We start from the raw sequence: 567 nt of genomic DNA on the forward strand, positions 1-567 counted from the left end.
AGTTCAAGTCAAAGCAAATCAGAAAACACTTTATAAAGCAGTCACTTCATGTTTTGAAACAGCCTTTGAAGAAGAGAGGAATTTGCCTGAAGATGTACAAGTCAGCGGTGGTCATGGACGTCAGGAAACCCGTATCACTTATGCTCTAAACGCAGACAATCTGCCTGAAGAGATAAGAGAAAAATGGCCTGGGCTTACTTCGCTGGTCGCGGTTGAAAGACACAAAAAATCCAAGTCGATAACAAAAATAGACACGCACTTTTATGTCACTTCAGTTGAGCCTGATGCTCAGATGTTACAAAAAGCTATCCGCCACCATTGGCACATCGAGAACCAGCAGCATTGGGTGTTGGATGTCGTGTTTAAAGAAGATGCCTGTCAGATAAGCGAGCCGATTTCGGCGGAAAACATGGCGCTGTTCAGACGGGTTGTTCGCAACTTGGTAAAACAGCACACAGGCCGTAAAGATTCGATACGTGGCAAGTGCGTGCGGGCCAGCTTTGACGATGAATTCAGGGCAGAGCTTATCTTCGGTTAATGGTCGTTAACGAAGTATGCTCTCACCCT

1 protein-coding gene is annotated in these 567 nt (G+C 45.7%); it reads left to right on the forward strand.

Annotated features, from left to right (window positions below; all coding sequences use genetic code 11):
• Nucleotides 1–538, forward strand: a 538-nt coding sequence (locus tag CEX98_RS17275; protein WP_143484355.1) for an ISAs1 family transposase, incomplete at its 5' end; no start/stop codon positions are given.
• Nucleotides 539–567: the final 29 nt, after the last annotated feature.

The organism is Pseudoalteromonas piscicida (assembly GCF_002744175.1).
In the GTDB taxonomy this organism is placed as follows: Bacteria; Pseudomonadota; Gammaproteobacteria; order Enterobacterales; family Alteromonadaceae; genus Pseudoalteromonas; species Pseudoalteromonas piscicida_B.